Source organism: Acinetobacter sp. TUM15064, from assembly GCF_008980265.1.
Classification (GTDB): domain Bacteria; phylum Pseudomonadota; class Gammaproteobacteria; order Pseudomonadales; family Moraxellaceae; genus Acinetobacter.
Genome location: NZ_BKFU01000069.1, coordinates 1 through 17,138 on the forward strand (window position 1 = coordinate 1; position 17,138 = coordinate 17,138).

Annotated in this window: 15 protein-coding genes; 8 read left to right on the plus strand and 7 right to left on the minus strand. The window is 41.4% G+C overall.

Annotation, left to right across the window (positions count from 1 at the left end; translation table 11 throughout):
- The first annotated feature begins 154 nt into the window (after positions 1 to 154).
- Positions 155 to 1,345, plus strand: coding sequence for a 2-methylaconitate cis-trans isomerase PrpF (gene prpF / locus GBI16_RS15480; RefSeq protein ID WP_086208561.1), 1,191 nt, complete (start codon positions 155 to 157; stop codon positions 1,343 to 1,345).
- A gap of 333 nt (positions 1,346 to 1,678) precedes the next feature.
- A complete protein-coding gene (locus tag GBI16_RS15485) occupies positions 1,679 to 2,590 on the plus strand; it encodes a polyprenyl synthetase family protein (protein ID WP_086208889.1) in 912 nt (303 codons plus the stop codon).
- 59 nt (positions 2,591 to 2,649) lie between these two features.
- Here the strand turns inward: GBI16_RS15485 and putP are convergent, their stop codons facing one another.
- From putP to GBI16_RS15510, 5 genes are all read right to left on the minus strand, one after another.
- Positions 2,650 to 4,140 carry a sodium/proline symporter PutP gene (putP, locus tag GBI16_RS15490; RefSeq protein WP_110974335.1) on the minus strand — a complete coding sequence of 497 codons (1,491 nt, stop codon included), beginning with the start codon at positions 4,138 to 4,140 and terminating at the stop codon, positions 2,650 to 2,652.
- 172 nt (positions 4,141 to 4,312) lie between these two features.
- Positions 4,313 to 5,170, minus strand: a complete 858-nt coding sequence (locus GBI16_RS15495; protein ID WP_086208559.1) for an SPFH domain-containing protein — start codon at positions 5,168 to 5,170, stop codon at positions 4,313 to 4,315.
- Between the two features lie 15 nt (positions 5,171 to 5,185).
- Positions 5,186 to 5,659: an NfeD family protein gene (locus GBI16_RS15500; RefSeq protein WP_086208558.1), complete on the minus strand. Its 474-nt coding sequence runs from the start codon at positions 5,657 to 5,659 to the stop codon at positions 5,186 to 5,188.
- Between the two features lie 97 nt (positions 5,660 to 5,756).
- Positions 5,757 to 6,674: a patatin-like phospholipase family protein gene (locus tag GBI16_RS15505; protein WP_151707406.1), complete on the minus strand. Its 918-nt coding sequence runs from the start codon at positions 6,672 to 6,674 to the stop codon at positions 5,757 to 5,759.
- Between the two features lie 65 nt (positions 6,675 to 6,739).
- On the minus strand, positions 6,740 to 7,369 hold the full coding sequence (locus GBI16_RS15510) for a 1-acyl-sn-glycerol-3-phosphate acyltransferase (protein ID WP_086208556.1): 630 nt from the start codon (positions 7,367 to 7,369) through the stop codon (positions 6,740 to 6,742).
- Between the two features lie 136 nt (positions 7,370 to 7,505).
- Here GBI16_RS15510 and GBI16_RS15515 point away from each other — a divergent pair, with 136 nt between their 5' ends.
- The 5 genes from GBI16_RS15515 (at position 7,506) to GBI16_RS15535 (ending at position 14,095) form a co-directional block, all read left to right on the plus strand.
- Positions 7,506 to 8,762 carry an MFS transporter gene (locus tag GBI16_RS15515; protein WP_086208555.1) on the plus strand — a complete coding sequence of 419 codons (1,257 nt, stop codon included), beginning with the start codon at positions 7,506 to 7,508 and terminating at the stop codon, positions 8,760 to 8,762.
- Between the two features lie 141 nt (positions 8,763 to 8,903).
- The gene (locus GBI16_RS15520) at positions 8,904 to 10,028 is read left to right on the plus strand and encodes a porin (protein WP_086208554.1); all 1,125 of its coding nucleotides are present in this window, start codon (positions 8,904 to 8,906) and stop codon (positions 10,026 to 10,028) included.
- Positions 10,029 to 10,435: 407 nt separating this feature from the next.
- Positions 10,436 to 12,094, plus strand: coding sequence for a phosphoethanolamine transferase (locus GBI16_RS15525; protein ID WP_086208553.1), 1,659 nt, complete (start codon positions 10,436 to 10,438; stop codon positions 12,092 to 12,094).
- Positions 12,095 to 12,097: 3 nt separating this feature from the next.
- The gene (locus GBI16_RS15530) at positions 12,098 to 12,778 is read left to right on the plus strand and encodes a response regulator transcription factor (RefSeq protein ID WP_151707407.1); all 681 of its coding nucleotides are present in this window, start codon (positions 12,098 to 12,100) and stop codon (positions 12,776 to 12,778) included.
- On the plus strand, positions 12,779 to 14,095 hold the full coding sequence (locus tag GBI16_RS15535) for an ATP-binding protein (protein WP_086208551.1): 1,317 nt from the start codon (positions 12,779 to 12,781) through the stop codon (positions 14,093 to 14,095).
- On the opposite strand, the gene GBI16_RS15540 is transcribed toward GBI16_RS15535, so the two are convergent.
- Positions 14,090 to 14,779, minus strand: coding sequence for a phosphatase PAP2 family protein (locus tag GBI16_RS15540; protein ID WP_151707408.1), 690 nt, complete (start codon positions 14,777 to 14,779; stop codon positions 14,090 to 14,092). The genes GBI16_RS15535 and GBI16_RS15540 overlap by 6 nt on opposite strands.
- A gap of 180 nt (positions 14,780 to 14,959) precedes the next feature.
- On the opposite strand from GBI16_RS15540, the gene GBI16_RS15545 reads away from it, so the two are divergent.
- Positions 14,960 to 15,661 (plus strand): HAD family hydrolase, encoded by a 702-nt coding sequence (locus GBI16_RS15545; RefSeq protein WP_151707409.1) that lies wholly within the window; start codon positions 14,960 to 14,962, stop codon positions 15,659 to 15,661.
- A 53-nt stretch (positions 15,662 to 15,714) separates the two neighbouring features.
- On the opposite strand, the gene GBI16_RS15550 is transcribed toward GBI16_RS15545, so the two are convergent.
- A complete protein-coding gene (locus GBI16_RS15550; RefSeq protein ID WP_086208548.1) occupies positions 15,715 to 16,902 on the minus strand; it encodes an ammonium transporter in 1,188 nt (395 codons plus the stop codon).
- Positions 16,903 to 17,138 lie beyond the last annotated feature (236 nt).

A 17,138-nucleotide genomic window follows, 5' to 3' on the forward strand; every position in this document is an offset into this window, starting at 1 on the left:
AGGAAACTCTCCGTTCACAAATGATGTTTTTTTATACTTGTTTAGACTTAAGTCCTGTATTTTACGCATGGATATGGAAAAAAGGTATGATGAAGCTGAGTTAAATCAGGTTGTTTGACTTAACACAATGATAAATATGAAGGATTCAATAAAAATGAGTTTTGCACCGCAAATCAAGATTCCAGCAACCTATATGCGTGGAGGAACCAGTAAGGGCGTATTCTTTAAACTTGATGATCTTCCTGAAGCTGCGCAACAAGCAGGTCGCGTTCGAGATCAGCTTTTACTTCGTGTGATTGGTAGTCCGGATCCTTATGCAAAGCAGATTGATGGCATGGGAGGTGCAACATCAAGCACCAGTAAAACGGTGATTCTAGCCAAAAGCCAGCAAGCAGAACATGATGTTGACTATTTATTTGGTCAGGTTTCAATTGATCAGCCTTTTGTCGACTGGAGCGGAAACTGTGGCAACTTAACGGCAGCAGTGGGCTCATTTGCAATCTCAAATGGTTTGGTCGATGCTGCGCGTATTCCAGAAAATGGCATCTGCACAGTCCGCATTTGGCAGGTCAATATTCAAAAAACTATTATTGCCCATGTACCTGTCACAAATGGACAAGTTCAAGAAACAGGTGATTTTGAACTTGATGGTGTGACATTTCCTGCTGCGGAAGTGCAAATTGAATTTTTAGATCCTGCCGATGATGGTGAAGATGGTGGTGCAATGTTCCCAACAGGGAATTTGGTCGATACTTTAGAGGTACCTGAGATTGGTCGTTTCCAAGCCACGTTTATCAATGCGGGTATTCCCACGATTTTTTTAAATGCAGAAGACATTGGTTATACAGGTACTGAATTACAAGACGCAATTAATGGCGATGCCAAAGCTTTAGCACGCTTTGAAACTATTCGAGCTTATGGTGCAAAACAGATGGGGCTGATTCAAGATATTTCTGAAGCTGCCAGCCGTCAACACACGCCTAAAATTGCCTTTGTTTCTCAACCAAAACAATATGTATCTTCAAGTGGTAAAACCATCACAGCACAGGACACAGATTTATTGGTTCGTGCACTGTCTATGGGTAAACTCCATCATGCCATGATGGGTACAGCAGCTGTTGCTATTGGCACCGCAGCAGCGATACCAGGAACCTTGGTTAATTTGGCTGCAGGTGGCGGTGAGCGCGAGGCAGTACGATTTGGGCATCCGTCAGGGACATTGCGTGTAGGGGCGCAAGCGATACAAGAAAATGGTCAATGGGTCGTGAAAAAAGCGGTCATGAGTCGTAGTGCCCGTGTGCTGATGGAAGGTTGGGTCAGAATTCCTGCTGAAAGCATAGATTAATCCTATGTAAGCTATGTAAAAGCCTCTATGTTTAGAGGCTTTTTATATTTCTCCTAATTTTAAAGTGCGAAAGGCTAAAACAATGAATTGGGGTGGGGAGTTTTGGATCTAATTTCTCAGAGCCATTTTTTAGCGCAGTCGCTGTTTAAAACAGCCAAAAAGGGCTTCATATTGATCAGTATGCGAAATTTAATAGATTAGCGCATATTGTTTGAGGTTTCGGCGTAGAGAAAGCGGGCAGAAAGCAGTATGATGCCAACAGATCATGTTCATGTTTAACTCAGTGTAAACTGAGCTTTAAATCATTTTATTCTATTGTTATTCGAGGCGAATGTGTCAGTACTAACCGACGTATCAGCAAATGCGCTCCAACAGGCTCAACAACGTATTCACGATGATTTATTGACTGCACTGGATGCTTTTTCAATTCCTGAACCGTTAAAAAGTGCCGTGCATCATGCTGTAATGTTAGGCGGAAAGCGTGTGCGCCCCGCACTGTGCTATGCTACGGCCCATTTGAACCCAAACTCCAATTGGGCTGCTGTACGCCGTGCTGCTGTGGCAGTAGAGTTGATTCACTGTTATTCCTTGGCACACGATGATTTGCCATGTATGGACAATGACCTATTACGTCGTGGTCAGCCGACTTGTCATGTGGCTTATGGTGAGGATACCGCTTTACTGGCAGGTGACATTTTACAGTCTATGGCTTTTGAAATTCTAGCTAGCCGACTATTTGATGCGGGTCCTATGGTGGATCAAGGTATTGTATTAAAGCAGATGCAAATTTTAGCAACAGCCAGTTCTAAAATGGTGTGTGGTCAAGTCCTCGATTTACAAGCAGAAGGTAAGCGGGTTGATCAAACTGCACTAGAAACCATTCACCGTAATAAAACGGGTGCATTGATTTCAGCAGCAGTGATGATGGCTGCGGTCACCGTCTTTGAGGGTGGTGATCAAGCGATTCCAAAGTTACGTGAATATGCACAGGCGATAGGCCTCGCTTTTCAAGTACAAGATGACATTTTAGATATTACGTCAAATACAGATGTACTGGGTAAAACTGCGGGCAAAGATGAGCAAGTTGAAAAGTCGACCTATCCAGCTTTGATGGGGCTTGAAGCTGCGCAGAACTATGCGAAAACGCTACATGATCAAGCTTTTGCAGCGTTAGCTTATTTCTCAAGTGATGCGGCTTCCGAATTGAATCAAATTTCCCAATTTTTATTGGCGCGTCAAAGTTGAGTTCAAACTTTTAAACCCACAAGAGGACAGCTGATGTCCTCTTTTTTATGTGTAGCGGTTTATTGAGATGCTTTATATACACGATCTGCTTCTTCAAAACGATCTGTAATGTCTTGCGTTGGTGCTTTACCCAAAAGACTGATAACAACGATCGTGATGAGTGAACAGATAAAGCCGGGAATAATCTCGTAAAGGCCTGTAGCTGCAAAAAGGTTTTTCCAAAGAATGACCACAACCGCACCGACAATCATACCCGAGAGTGCACCGTTTAAAGTCATGCGTTTCCAGAACAAAGACAGAATGATGAGTGGACCAAATGCAGCGCCAAAACCTGCCCATGCATAAGCTACCAGGCCTAAAACTTTAGATTCAGGATTACCTGCCATCCAAATTGCAAGCAGGGCGATCAGTAGCACCATTAAACGACCGATCCAAACCAGTTCGGTTTGTGAGGCATTTTTACGTAAGAACGATTTATAAAAATCTTCGGTCAAGGTACTTGAGCATACTAAAAGTTGGCAGCTTAAAGTGCTCATAACCGCCGCTAAAATTGCAGCTAAAACAATTCCAGCAATCCACGGATTGAAAAGAATTTTAGTAAGCTCCATAAACACGGTTTCAGGGTTGGCATTAACCACAGCAGCTAGCTCAGGGTGCTCTGCAAAATAGGCAATCCCAAAAAAGCCCGCTGTTACGGCACCGCCTAAGCAGAGTGTCATCCAAGTCATACCGATACGACGTGCATTGGGAATAGATTTAACAGAATCGGCAGCCATGAAGCGCACTAAAATATGAGGTTGACCAAAATAGCCTAAGCCCCAAGCCAATAGAGAAATGATGGCAACAAGGTTTAAATTACCAAGTACATCAAAAGCTTGTGGGCGTGCTGCTTCAAGGACTGTAGTCATATGGTTTAAGTCGGAGAAACTCAGAAGAACTACAATAGGCGTGAGCAATAGGGCAAAAATCATTAAACCTGCTTGGATGGTATCAGTCCAGCTGACTGCTAAGAACCCACCAATAAAGACATAACTAATAGTTGCAATTGCACTGATCCAAAGTGCAGTGCTGTAGGGAATGGCAAACATACTTTCAAATAAGCGTGCACCTGCCACCATGCCTGAGGCACAGTAAATTGCAAAGAAAATCAAAATGACCAAGGCTGAGACAATGCGCAAGACTTTCTTTTGGTCATCAAAGCGATTGGAAAAATAGTCTGGTAAGGTGAGCGCATTGAACTGCACTTCGGTATGTACACGCAGGCGTCCTGCGACCAATAACCAGTTTAGCCAAGCTCCGATGATCAAGCCAATTGCAATCCAAACTTCAGATAAACCAGAGAGATAAATTGCGCCTGGTAGTCCCATGAGTAACCAACCACTCATGTCGGATGCTCCCGCAGATAATGCGGTGACAAAGCTTCCTAAGCGACGGCCGCCTAAAATATAGTCAGAGAAATTGGTGGTCGCACGGTAGGCAACCAGACCAATAATGACCATGGCGACAATATAAAAAAGAAAAGTAATGAGGGTGGGATTGAGGGAGCTCATACGATGTCCATATTAAGATGGCAGAGAGATTAAAATTCAAATGCTCAAAAAAGCTGGAAGAATTTTACAATATTAAAAATGATGCGTAATTTAGCAGGCTTTTATTGTTTTCGCAGGTAGAACAAAAAGGACAGCTCGAAAGCTGTCCTTTTTGGCTAAACGCAGGAGTCAGTTAAATATCTTTACGTCCCATAACACCACGGATGGTACTTAAAATATCGGCTGGTAAAACCACTGTTTTGGCATTGTTTGATTTAGACATGTCTTGCATCGCTTTGACATATTGTTCACCCAATAAGTAAGCAACAGGAATTTCCTTGTCGCCCACAGCCGAAGTGACCATTTCAATGGCACGCTGAGAAGACTCTGCTAAGACGACTTGTGCTTCTGCGTCACGACGTGATGCTTCTAAACGACCGTCTGCCTCTAAAATCGCGGCTTGTTTTTCACCGTCTGCTTTGGTCACGGTTGCACGACGTTGACGCTCTGCGGCAGCTTGTGCTTCCATTGCAGCTTGCATGGTTGAAGAAGGTTGAATATCTTGGATTTCAACGGTTTTTAGGGTAATGCCCCAGTCTGAGATATCATCCGAAATAGCCGCTTTCAATTTGGCTTTAATATGGTCACGAGATGAGAGTGCATCATCGAGATCCATTTCACCCACGATAGAACGTAGTGATGTTTGTACTAAGTTTTGAATGGCCCATGTATAGTTTTCAATGCCGTAGACTGCATTTACAGGCGTGGTGATGTTGATATACGCCACGGCATTCATGAGCAAAACCGCATTATCTCGGGTAATCACTTCTTGAGAGGGAATGTCTAATACAATGTCTTTGGTCGTGACTTTATAAGCCACCTCATCGACATAAGGAATCACAAAGTTGAGACCTGGGCTCAATGTAGTATGGTATTTACCCAGACGTTGCACAATCCATTTATAACCTTGCGGTACAATGCGGACACCTTTAAAAATGGTGACAGCGGCAAAAGCCAAAATTGCTAAAACAATAATAAATCCACCAGACATAGTCTTAACTCACTTTTAAGTATTTTCGTTGCTTGAGAGATGTGCTTTGACCATTAAATCATTGCCCAGTATTTCAACGACACGCACTCGGTCACCGACTTGGACTTTATCTAAAGTGCGACAGTTCCATTCATCTGAACCGAGAACTGGAATGGGAAAGCGAACGCGTATGTGTTCATTTTCAGGACTCGCTTGAATGACCATGCCAATTTGACCGATGGTTGCTTCGCGAGACAGTCCTGCTTTGGTTTTGTCAGTCGAAAGTGGTTTAATAAACTTAAACCAAAGTAAAGTGCATAAAATCGACAAAATAATCCACGTTACAAATTGCGTGGTAACGCCCATCATTGGGAACATCCAGTACAGAATACCGACCATAATGGCCGCAATACCGAACCACAATGCGGCAAAAGCAGGCAGAATCAGCTCTGATAACATTAACAGAACGCCCAATACAAACCAGTGCCAAGGTTCAAAAGCAAATTCCATACATCTACTCGTATATTCGTTATAGGGATATAGATGCAGCAGCATCTATATCAATTTAGCAGATGAATAAGTCTTTGAATATTAAAAATCAAACTTTTTAGAATTTGGCTTTAGGTGCTGGTTTAAAGGCTGCTGGTGACTTTTTAAAGTCGCCTATGGCTTTTTCAATTGACTTAATTTTGAGTTGTGCTGCCTTTTCACCTTGTAAAATAGATTGATTGCTCGCTGTTAAGTCTAAAGTACCTAGGTGGCCAACTTTGGGTTGAATCACTACAGTTGCTTGGCTTAGCTCTTCATTGATGCTTTGCTGCCCCATGATGTTAATGGTTTGATCGAGCAAACCCCACATATTCAGTGGCTTGTTTCCAACGGGACGGGCTGAAATATCAACCGCAATTACAATATCCGCGCCCATATCTTTGGCAGTTTTCACTGGAATTGGGCTAACAAGGCCACCATCGACATATTTGGTTCCACCAATCACCGCAGGGACAAAAACGTTCGGAATACTACAGGATGCTCGAACAGCTTGACCCGCATTGCCTTTAATAAAGTCGGCTTTTCGTCCTGTATCCAGACGGGTAGCGACTGCAGCGAAGCGGATGGGGAACTGTTGAATCGGTTTATTTCCGACATGTTTGTTGACATAGTCTTGCAGTTTTTGTCCTTGCACAAAACCTTGTGAATTGAGGGTTAAGTCTCGAATGTCCGATTCTTTTAAAGTCAGCGCAATTTGTTGAAGTTGATAAGGTGTTTTACCACTGGCATAGATACTACCCACAAAACTGCCAGCACTGGTTCCCGTGACAATTTTGGGTTTGATGCCATGTGACTCCAAAACTTTCAGTACACCAATATGTGCAAAGCCTTTGGCGCCGCCACCGCCGAGGGCAATGGCAATCACAGGTTCACGGGCTTGAACGGGAGTAGTTGTTGGTGTTTTCTTTGATGCAAGATCACATCCTGCCATAGTCAGTGTGAGTGCACCAATCAGAGATAAACGAGCAAAATTCATGGTCAAAAGTACTAAAACGCAAAACAAATAATGCTGCACATCTCAGCAGATTCGACCTTGATTTACTAGCTATTTTTTAAGCGTTTTTGTAAAGGCTTAGCTAACCATTTTGGGTTCTTGGCTGAAAATTTACCAACATAAAAATCTAAAATTTTCTCAAGGTCTTGCTCAAAATGCCCAGTAGGATGAAACACGCCCAAGCAGTGAATGGTCTTTTGTGTATAGTCAAAAGAGAACATCACAATCGGAACTTGTGCACCGTGAGCAATACGATAAAAACCGCTACGAATAGATTCGGCGTGTTTACGGGTGCCTTCAGGCGCCATACCGACCCAAATTTTTTCTTTGCTGTTGATAATCGCGATAATGTCTTGGGTTAAGCCTTGGGCATGGGAGCGATTCACAGGAATCACCCCAATCCATTTAAGCAATGGTTTCAACGGGGTATGAAACAAACTATTCTTACCAAAAATGGTAATTTGAATGCCTAAACCTAGCAAGGCGGTGAAACCGTGCCATGCGTCGATATTGGAGGTGTGTGGTGAAATAATCGCGACGGCTTTGGGGAGATTTGGAAACTCACCGATGAAGCGCCAACCTTGCACTAAAAAAATCTGCTTAAACATAGTGCGAGTGAATGCAGACGAATTACGATGAGGCACTTGATCTGGTAGTTCTGGAAAAGATGGACTCATTATTATTTTACTCAAACGATCAAGATGAATATGATTTCAATAATAGGCATTGATCGGTTTGAATTCATTGGCAAAATAGTGAATGCCTACCGAACCAAAATGAACACTTTGCCCAATTGATGAATTTAGGACGACCATGTTACAGACCCGAAATGTATATATTTTGCTATTTTCTCTGTATTGGGCACAAGGTTTACCTGTGGGGTTTATGACCCATGCTTTGCCCGTGATTTTGAGAGCACAGGGGGTTTCACTGGCACAGATTGGAGGTTTTGGACTGCTGATGTTACCGTGGTCGATTAAAGTGTTTTGGGCGCCTTTGTTAGATCGTTTTGGGATCACCCATTTTGGTCACTATCGTAGTTGGATTATTCCATTACAACTCTTGACTGTACTGGTGTTGATTGGGCTGTCTTTTCTCCCGATTGATGGATTAAATCAACCTATTTATTTATGGGCTTTTTTTGTGGGCCTACTCAGTATGAATTTGCTCGGGGCAACGCAAGATATTGCAACTGATGGGTTGGCGGTCAATATTTTAAAAGGGGAGCAACAGCACTGGGGTAATACCTTTCAGGTGATTGGATCGCGTCTTGGTTTTATTGTCGGTGGCGGGGCAATCTTGTGGGCACTGGATTGGCTGAGTTGGCAATCTACTTTTTTGATTTTGGCGGCAATTGTTTTTATAAATACAGTGCCGATTTTAGTTTACTCAGAGCCACAGCATAGAAAGGTTTCAGAAACGCAAACCGTATCTTTTAATTTTCAACAGATCAAAAACTATTTAGCTTATTTTATCCAGAGTCCTGTACTCGCAGCATGGTTAGCAGTGCTTTTGAGCTTTAAAATAGCGGATGGTTTAGCAGGGCCACTATTGAAGCCTTTAATGGTTGATTTAGGCTTAAGTTTTTCCCAGATTGGTCTATATGTGACCATGCTGGGGGCCTGTACCGCTTTAATGGGTGCTGGACTTGCGGGCTATAGTTTGAAATTTATTCGGCGTTCCACTGCTTTAGTAGCGTACTCGCTGCTTAAAATCTTCAGTTTGGTAGCTTATGCATGGTTGGCTTTTCAGTATGAAATTAAGTATGGCATTCAGCCGTGGTTAATTTATCTGATTAATGCTTTTGAAGATATGACTTCATCTATGTTGTTGGTGGTCATGCTCACCCTAGTGATGCAATATAGTCGTAAACAGATGGCAGGCACCGATTTTACCTTTCAAGTGGCATTGATGGCCACCGTCAGTGGTGGATTATATAGTGTCAGCGGGATATTGGGCGACTGGCTCGGCTATTTCCATTATCTATGTATTATTGTGGTCATTGCGATGTTGAGTTTGTGGTTTATTTTTAAATGGCGTGCCATTGCAACGCATTCAGATTTTTCATAATGTTTTCATAAATAAATCACAAAAAATGCTAAATAGTGATGTAAATTATTAAAAAATATAACTAAATATTTTTTTAATTGTTCTGTCATATATGTCTGAACGGTAATATTTGTAACAAATTTACCGTAGGATATTTTGATAATGAAAACACAAATTGCAGTCGCAATCGCTTTAAGCCTAGTGGCAGGGGTAACATTCGCAGCACCTACTTTTTATGGTGAAATTGATGTCACGGCCGATTATTTACCTGAAGATAATGCCTCTCCAAATAAAGACCGTGATGTCGTTGAATTGAACTCTAATAACTCCTTTTTAGGCTTAAAAGGCGAAGAAAAACTCACAGATCGTTTAAATGCACTATATCAAGCAGAATTTACCTTCTATGTGGACAATGGGGGGAGCACAGATACTTTTGTTCCACGTAATTTACTTGTTGGCTTACAAGACCAAAAATTAGGGACATTGAAAGTCGGCAAAATTGATACTCCCGTTAAACAACTGTCTTCAGTGGTAGATACCTTTAATAACTATGTGGCCAACAAAGCTGATGTGGCAGGGATTTTCACTGGTGAAAACCGTATAGATAATGTTGTGGTCTATGAAACGCCAGCTTGGGGTCTTGGCACAGGAAAACTGAAAGCTACTGCACTGTTAGCCACTGGTGAAGCAGGGGGTATTGAAAAATCCAAAGGCGGAGCAAAAGTTGCAGGACGTGGTCTGGGCGATGCATGGTCAGCGTCAGTGGTTTATGACAGTAAAAAGTTTGTTGCCGGGATTGGTTATGATAAGGCCATTCCATCAACCTTTGCAGGACGTGGTATTTTGAATGCATCAGCGCCTGAGGTGACAGGCGGGGTGGCAGGCAGTGCTTTTGCAGCAGCAGATACCTTACGTGCCATTGGTCGAGTCAATCTCAATAATGGTTTGGCGTTGAAAGCTTTATATCAAACTTCTGAAGTGGCGGATGTACAAGGCAATGATGCTGCCGCAGCTACGATAGACGACGCACAAGGTTGGCTAATTGGTGCTGAATATAACTTGCCGAATGCCAAAGCTTGGACAGTGAAAGCACAATACAGTCAAAACTCAACCAGCTTCAAAACGGCTAAAGACGACTTTGATGCGCAGCAGTTTATTGCAGGTGCTGATTATGCCTTTACCAAGCAAGTCAAAGCTTATGGTTATGCAGGAATTTTGACACTTGAACAAGCATCTTTTGAAACCAAGCAACCTGTAGTCGGCACTGGGATCGAATACAAATTTTAAGCTGTAGAACAGGCTCAGGCATACACAGACTAAAGCCGATCTAATTAAGGCGTTTTATGAAACGCCTTAATTTTTGCCCAAAAAGATGAAATCTTAATATCTGACATTCAGCACAGAGCTTGTTTATTCTCTCGTTTAGCCGAAAACAAAAACATCTAGTGGCTCAATATACACCACCATAAAATCCTTCGACTTGCTCTGCACATAAAAGCCATACTTCTATTCATGTTCTGGTTGTGCAAGGGTATTCCACATATCAAATCATACGTTGGGTCTTAAAAATCTCATCCGATAGTTTAGTTTACTGTTATGAATTGACACAAAGCGACAGCGCTCTTTTCTATTTAAGCGAGTTTTAAGTTTAGAAAACTACATTGGGACATCCGATCACAAAGACATAATTTAAGATGTTCAATTTGCAGTCTGTCTTCAAAGAAATATCACTTTTACGCTTTAATGCGTATTTGGCTGTGTGGTTAGCTGTGGCATTAAACTTTATGTTTTATAAGCAAATTCAGTTACTCACACCATACCAAGGCTTGAAAGCTTATGCATTCATTGCTGCGACCGTATTGGTGATATTGGCATTATATAATCTGGTGTTTCAAATTATACAGTGGCGCCCAATCGCTAAATCTGTTGCCGCTATTTTAATCTTGATTGGTGGCATGAGTGCCTATTTTGTCAATAGTTTAGGAGTTGCAATCACGCCTGATCAAATTCAAAACATGATGCAAACCGATGGTAATGAAGTACGTGATTTATTGTCTTGGCATCTTTTATTCTGGATTGGGACGATGGTGATCTTGCCATTGGTCGTTCTCTTTAAGGTAAAGATTCGTCGTGATCCGCTTAAGGCCGTTTTGTTACATAAGCTATTGGGTAGTGCCATTTCCGTGGCAGTGATTGCCAGCCTGCTGTTTGTTTTCTTTGTGGATTATGCTTCTATTTTCCGTGAGCATCGCGATCTTAAAGGGATGATTTCACCGCAAAATGCGATTAGCTCAACACTGTCGTATTATAAAAAGAATAGACCGCAGCAGCATTTACCACTCGTGAAGTATGGTGAAGATGCGCATTTAGTGGAACAAGTTGGACAGAAAAAATTGCCGAAGCTCATGGTTTTGGTTGTCGGTGAAACTGCGCGTGCAGAAAGCTTTTCTTTAAATGGGTATGCAAAAAAAACCAATCCTGAACTTGAAAAACTCAACGTTATTAACTTTAGCCAAGTAAGTTCATGTGGTACAGCAACGGCTGTGTCAGTACCTTGTATGTTTTCTGGGATGACACGTGAAAATTATGATGCACAACTGGCTAAACATCGTGAAGGCTTATTAGATTTAGCACAACGTGCAGGCTATAAAGTGACGTGGATTGATAATAATTCAGGTTGCAAAGGCGTGTGTGATCGCGTGGAGCAGTTTAAGATTCCTGAGCCTATACAGAAAAAGTGGTGTTCGGCAGATGGTGAGTGTGCGGATGGAATTTTGGTGGATAGCTTCAAAGCTTATATTGCCAGTATCGCGAGTGATGATAAAACCCCACGTTTAATTGTATTGCATCAAATGGGTAGCCATGGGCCTGCTTATTACAAACGTTCACAAGTGGGTTTTCAACCATTTAAACCAATGTGTGAGACCAATGCTATTCAAGGCTGTAGCTCGGAACAACTAAAAAATAGTTATGATAATTCAATTGTTTATACAGATCATATATTAAGCCAGCTGATTGGCGTATTAAAGCAAAATCAAAACTTTGAGACGGGTTTTTGGTATTTATCCGATCATGGTGAGTCGACTGGTGAGCACGGCCTGTATTTACATGGTTCACCTTATGCTATCGCACCGAGCCAACAGACTCATGTGCCGATGCTGATGTGGTTTTCTGAAACATGGAAAAAGCAAAATCCACAACAAATGACTTGCTTAGCTCAGCAAAAAAGCCAAGAATTGAGTCAAGATCATTTATTCCCAAGTTTACTCAGTTTACTTGAGGTGAAAAGTGAAGTGATTGATTCGAAAAATAATATGCTAGAACAGTGTACCTCGACCAAGGCGAGAGCTTAATTCATGTCAAAAATATTGATTATTGAAGATGATTTTATGATTGCTGAGTCCACGCAAACCCTTTTGCGCTATCAGCAGTTTGATGTGGTGTGGGTAAATAATGGTTTTGATGGTTTAAAACAGTTACAACAACATACATTTGATGTGGTATTACTCGATTTGGGTCTCCCGATGATGGATGGTATGCAAGTCTTAAAAAATATTCGACTACTGTATCCGACTTTACCCGTATTGATTATTTCTGCACGAGATCAGTTACAAAACCGTGTTGATGGTTTAAACCAAGGTGCTGATGATTATTTAATTAAACCTTATGAATTTGATGAGTTACTTGCCCGTATACAAGCTCTGTTACGTCGTAGCGGGGCTTTGAAACAGCAAAATCAGCGACAAACGCTGAGTTTTTCAGGGCTAGAGCTTGATGAGGATTTACACTTAGCTAAATACAAAGGGCAAACGATTGATTTATCGAATCGTGAATGGGCGATACTTATTCCTTTGGTTAGCCATCCCAATAAAATTTTTTCCAAAGCAAATTTGGAAGAAAAATTATACGATTTGGACTCGGAAATTAACAGCAATACCATTGAAGTTTATATTCACCATTTACGCGCTAAATTGGGCAAAGATTTTATTCGAACGATTCGTGGTTTGGGCTATCGTTTGGGGCAGGTTGAATCATAAGTGGCAAAAGCAACCTCAATTTCCTTAAAGCGACAACTGGTCACTTACACCTCTTTATTCAGTATTGTAATGGGTTGCTTATTGGTGATTGCAGCTTATCGGATTGCCCTTGAAGAGACCAATGAAATACTTGATGCACAAATGCGAAATTTGGCTGAACGTGTGGCAGAACATGACCCCGCTCCGATCAAAAGTGAATTTGAAGTAAGTCGACACTATCATGAAGAGGATTTATTTGTAGATGTCTGGTCGTATGAGTTTCCAGAACAGCGTGAACATAAGTTTGACCTCCTAATACAACCTGTAAAAAAAGCAGGTTTTTATACTCACCATACCGCACAAGGTTTGTGGAACACCTATGTTCTACCTACAGAAAAATATCAGATTCAGGTCAGTCAACAACGGAGTGTGCGGCAAAAACTGGCTTTAGAACTTGCAGCGAATATGTTGATTCCCTATTTATTGTTTATGCCTTTGGCGCTATGGGGGTTAAATTGGATTATTGGACGTAGTTTAAAGCCTTTAGATGAGTTTAAAGCTGAACTCGCACAGCGTGAACCACATGAGCTTACGGCAATTCGTCCAGCTGGTTATCCTGTTGAAATTTTACCGACTATCAACGAAATGAACCGTTTGTTTGAACGGATTTCATTGTTCCAGCAAGAACAGAAACAGTTTATTGCCGATGCTGCACATGAATTGAGAACACCGATTACAGCGCTCAATTTGCAAATGAAAATTTTATTGCATGAATTTCCAGAACATCAGGCTTTAAAAAATCTGAGTTTAGGCTTAATTCGGATTCAGCATTTGGTTTCTCAATTACTTAATTTGGCCAAACAGGATGCATCTGTCCCTACTTTAGAGTCAGTACAGCAGGTGTGCTTAAGTGATTTGGTTGGAGATTGTATGGAGCAATTGATGGAGTTGGCACTTGCCAAGAATATTGATTTAGGTTTAGAGCAACAAGAACAAATTTGGCTTAAGAGTCAAAGTTCAGCTGTGCATTCGATTGTTTATAATTTGCTTGATAATGCCATTAAATATACCCCAGAGCAGGGAGTCATTAATGTTTCCATTTATAAGCAAGATCAGCGAGCAATTCTCCAAATTGAAGACAGTGGACCAGGAATTGCCCCCGAGCTTTATGATCAGATTTTAAAACGGTTCTATCGCGTTCATCATCATTTAGAGGTCGGCAGTGGATTAGGGTTGTCCATTGTCGATAAAGCCGCAGAGAAAGTCGGGGCAAAATTGAATTTTGGGCAAAGTGAAGCTCTGGGTGGTTTACAAGTTCAGGTGATGTTTAATTTATAGTTTAGGGCTTATTTGAGTCCCAAGAAAACTTTTATAAAACAATGCATAAGCCAATACGTTAATTAACCAGATAACCCATGCTGTCCAAAGATTATGACTGAGGAAATGTGCGCCACGCATCATTTGTGCCCAGCCCATTACAAAACCTAAAATCAAGGCAGCAAACAAATAAAACCATGCACGTTTTGGCTCAGTGAGTCGATAGACAAAATATCCCACAAATAGAGCAAATCCTGTGGCAGCATGTCCACCAGGAAAACAATGACCTGCTGTTGCTGAAAAGTCCCAAAAGAAATCATGTGCGGTAGCGAGTGTCATATCCCATGGGCATGCATGACCAGATTGTGATTTTAATATGCCAATGCAACTGGTGCTGATAAGGACTAAGCCAATGAAATAACCACTTTGCCAGCGCTGTGGTTTTAGGGTAGTCCACTTATACGATGCAATCCATTTCAGTAAGTAAATTAAGTAAACTGCAATGAGTATGTCTTTGACATAGCGATGATTGAGCTCGGCTAAGGCCCAATCTCGTTTTAATGGGAAATGGCCTGTCCGATCCATATAGGGTTGAATCAGGTGTAAATCCAATGTTCCTGCCACTGGAAAGAGGAGCCATAAAATGGAAAAACCAAGTGTCAAAATAAAAAACTGAAGTAGAAAAAAACGTTGCTGATCTGACACAAGATACGCCGTAAAATAAAAATAAGCTGCTATTCCAACAGTGTTAGCTTAAAGCAGGCTTAACGGTTTTGGTCTTTCATCGCTTTTAGCAAAATCAGTGATTTACTTATTCATTTAAGGCTAAAGTGGTGCAGCAATTCGATGTTAGGTTGAGTCTAAACAATATTGGGAAAAGACAGCGTGATACGTGCAGTTTTATTTGATATAGATAATACCTTAACCCACCGTGGACGCAGTGTTGCTGCATTTAGCCAACAGCTTGCGGATTATTATCACGTACAATTACAAAGTGTAAATGTTGTACAGATAGAGACTATCGTCAATCGTATAGACAATGGGGGCTATCCCTTAAAAGAACATTTAACCCACACAAGTATTGGTGCTTCAGTGGCTTATGCTTTGCTACAGGAGCTTAGTTGGAATTTAGCTCCTGATTTGAATGACTTAAGTAATTTTTGGTTTGAACAATTTGGTCGCTGTGCTGTGGCAATGCCCGATGCTGAACAAACGTTGACCCATTTAAAGCAAGCGGGATATAAACTTGCGATTATTTCAAATGGTGGTCATGCAACACGCTTGTCTATATTAAATGGCTTGGGCTTTGCGCATTATTTTGATGTGATCAATACTTCTGGGCTATTTGGACAAGCTAAACCAAAGCCAGATATTTTTATTGATACGGCACAACAATTACATGTTGAAGTTGAGCAGTGCTTATTTGTTGGGGATCATCCGATTAATGATGTACACGGTGCACAGCAGGCAGGAATGCAAGCCCTGTGGTTATCAGGCTTTCATCAACCATTGGTAACAATAAATGCCCCACAGATTACGGCATTGTCTGAGATTTTTAAGTATTTAACAGCAATGACTGACGTTTAAATCAGAGAATAAAAAAGCGACCCATAAGGGTCGCGTTGAAATTGAACATGATTTTAGAACATGCTGTCATCAGAGTTGGCAGAAATTTTATGAATAGACAAGTCTGCTCCTCGGAATTCATCTTCTTGACTTAAACGAATCCCCATCGTGGCTTTTAAAGTGCCATAAACAACAAGTCCACCAAGCATGGCTATGCCAATTGCCAACAATGTACCAATTAACTGCGACATCATAGCTACCCCACCTAAGCCACCAAGCCATTTTTGACCAAATACACCAACTGCAAGCCCACCGAATGCACCACATACACCGTGCAAAGGCCATACGCCAAGTACATCATCCACTTTGAGCTTGTTTTGCGTATAGGTGAAGAGTTTAACAAACATAAGTCCTGCAATAGCACCAATGATTAAAGCGCCTATAGGGTGTACAACATCAGAACCTGCACAAATTGCAACAAGACCCGCCAAAGGACCATTATGTAAGAAACCTGGGTCATCTTTTCCAGCAAAGTTAGCTGCTAATGTTCCACCGACCATGGCCATGAGGGAGTTAATTGCTACGAGTCCTGAAATTGCATCTAAACGTTGTGCACTCATAACGTTAAAGCCGAACCAACCTACAATTAATATCCAAGAACCTAAGGCTAGGAAAGGAATAGATGAGGGTGGATGAGCACTGACCCGACCATCCTTTTTATAACGTCCGTGACGTGCTCCAAGTAAAATAACTGCAGCAAGGGCAATCCACCCTCCCATAGCATGCACAACCACAGAACCTGCGAAATCATGGAAACTTGCACCGAAAGTGCTTTGCAACCATTGTTGTAAGCCAAAGTTGCCATTCCAAGCGATACCTTCAAAAAAAGGATAAACCAAAGCTACTAGCAAAACGGTTGCAATAGCTTGAGAACGCATCTTGGCACGTTCAGCAATGCCACCTGAGATAATTGCTGGAATTGCGGCTGCAAAAGTGAGCAGGAAGAAGCAGCGCATTAGGTTATAGCCATGATCCGCTGCTAAAGTATCCCCGATATGGAAAAAGTGATGTCCATAAGAAATGTAATAACCTACAAAAAAGTAGGCAATTGCAGAGAGTGAAAAGTCCGTTAAAATTTTACTTAAGGCATTCACTTGGTTTTTATGTCGAACTGTCCCTAGTTCTAAAAAAGCAAAACCTGCATGCATGGCGAGGACTAAAACTGCACCAAGAAGAAGAAAAAGTAAGTCAATATTTTGCATGTTTAGGTTCCATTTGAGTGCAAAATTTTGCAAAAAGAAGCTCAGTATACTGATGCTTGTCATTTCGTGAAGAGCTAAGCAAAAAGGAAATATTGATTAAGTTTTGCTTAAAAATAATAAGACCCGATATAAAGCATTAATATGCACCATGATGGTGTTCACGCATCTTACTGGTGCGTTTATGAAAATATGATTTAATTGTAAATATTTGAAAATATTATACTTATTTATTTTAA

What these genes read in the sequence shown, in the direction of transcription:
- prpF (WP_086208561.1), top strand. Translation starts at nt 155, where the DNA reads ATGAGTTTTGCACCGCAAATCAAGATTCCAGCAACCTATATGCGTGGA.
- putP (WP_110974335.1), bottom strand. Translation starts at nt 4,140, where the DNA reads ATGAGCTCCCTCAATCCCACCCTCATTACTTTTCTTTTTTATATTGTC.
- GBI16_RS15495 (WP_086208559.1), bottom strand. Translation starts at nt 5,170, where the DNA reads ATGTCTGGTGGATTTATTATTGTTTTAGCAATTTTGGCTTTTGCCGCT.
- GBI16_RS15500 (WP_086208558.1), bottom strand. Translation starts at nt 5,659, where the DNA reads ATGGAATTTGCTTTTGAACCTTGGCACTGGTTTGTATTGGGCGTTCTG.
- GBI16_RS15505 (WP_151707406.1), bottom strand. Translation starts at nt 6,674, where the DNA reads ATGAATTTTGCTCGTTTATCTCTGATTGGTGCACTCACACTGACTATG.
- GBI16_RS15510 (WP_086208556.1), bottom strand. Translation starts at nt 7,369, where the DNA reads ATGAGTCCATCTTTTCCAGAACTACCAGATCAAGTGCCTCATCGTAAT.
- GBI16_RS15515 (WP_086208555.1), top strand. Translation starts at nt 7,506, where the DNA reads ATGTTACAGACCCGAAATGTATATATTTTGCTATTTTCTCTGTATTGG.
- GBI16_RS15520 (WP_086208554.1), top strand. Translation starts at nt 8,904, where the DNA reads ATGAAAACACAAATTGCAGTCGCAATCGCTTTAAGCCTAGTGGCAGGG.
- GBI16_RS15525 (WP_086208553.1), top strand. Translation starts at nt 10,436, where the DNA reads ATGTTCAATTTGCAGTCTGTCTTCAAAGAAATATCACTTTTACGCTTT.
- GBI16_RS15530 (WP_151707407.1), top strand. Translation starts at nt 12,098, where the DNA reads ATGTCAAAAATATTGATTATTGAAGATGATTTTATGATTGCTGAGTCC.
- GBI16_RS15550 (WP_086208548.1), bottom strand. Translation starts at nt 16,902, where the DNA reads ATGCAAAATATTGACTTACTTTTTCTTCTTCTTGGTGCAGTTTTAGTC.